Source organism: Aneurinibacillus tyrosinisolvens, assembly GCF_001015055.1.
Classification (GTDB): Bacteria; Bacillota; Bacilli; order Aneurinibacillales; family Aneurinibacillaceae; genus Aneurinibacillus_A; species Aneurinibacillus_A tyrosinisolvens.
This window is the reverse complement of sequence record NZ_BBWZ01000117.1, coordinates 1-993: the sequence shown is the minus strand read 5'-3', so window position 1 is coordinate 993 and position 993 is coordinate 1. Positions and strand designations below refer to the sequence as shown.

General features: G+C 33.6%; 1 protein-coding gene. It reads right to left on the bottom strand.

What is annotated here, in order from left to right; translation table 11 throughout:
- Nucleotides 1-444: 444 nt before the first annotated feature.
- Nucleotides 445-909, bottom strand: coding sequence for a DUF4825 domain-containing protein (locus tag MBEAL2_RS28575; RefSeq protein WP_369405550.1), 465 nt, complete (start codon nucleotides 907-909; stop codon nucleotides 445-447).
- Nucleotides 910-993 lie beyond the last annotated feature (84 nt).

The window sequence follows — 993 nt, the reverse complement described above, 5'->3', positions numbered from 1 at the left end:
CAATTCCTCTATAGTCTTGTGCACGTGCCACATGTTTCGATTTAGCAATATCAACGCCGACAATGAGTGTTTGCGAAGTGATTTGAGCAATCTTTCGATTTCATAGAGAGTCCTCCTTGGTTATCAATTCAGGGTCCTAGCGCTGCAGCACCGGACACCTCGTATCTTACCAAGAGGACTCTTTTTGGATCAAACCTCAAATTTCTTTATTACAGGAATGCTGCCCGTTAGTTGAACAAATAAAAAACAGCTGCCGTAATAGCCATCATATCAAACTATCGATTCCCGTTAGCGAAGTAACGGACATTTTTGTTCGTATTTAGGTTATCTTTTTCTGAATTCAGTCTAACAAAATGGCTGTTTTAAATGTTAATGTTGATTATTGAATGGAATTAAGGGAAACCCTTTTAGTTTGGGTTTTCCCGTTCTTGTTCGACTAATCCTTTACTTGAATAACTCATTTACTTTATTTTCATCTTCTATATATTTTTGGGTGAGTTTTCTTAGTTCTTCTTCGCTTGTGTATTCACTTAATCTCTTTCCATACCAATTTTGCAAATCTTCTTTCGTTACTTTGTATCTTTGGTTATCAAAATTAAATGTTATCCAGTCTGCATTTTGAACTAAGGTAAATAGAAATGTAGCATTGTATATTACTGTTTCTTTATACTTTTTTTCTGCTTCTATCCAATTATAATTTAAAATTATTCCATATGGCTTCTCTTTGGTTTTAAGTTCAAACCCTTCTAAATGTTCACCACCTGGTAATTGATGTGCAATGTTTCCTACCGCACTGTTATCGCCTACATACGAACCTTCGGACTGAAATATGTCTTCTTTTGTATTACTTGAATTACATCCGTTTAAGAAAAGTAATATCAACATTGAAAAGAAGAAAAGTTTAATCATTTTGCCCACTTCTAATCCCCCCTTAATTAACTATCTAATATAATGAATTTACCACAAATATACAAATGCCCTATTAAATTATTC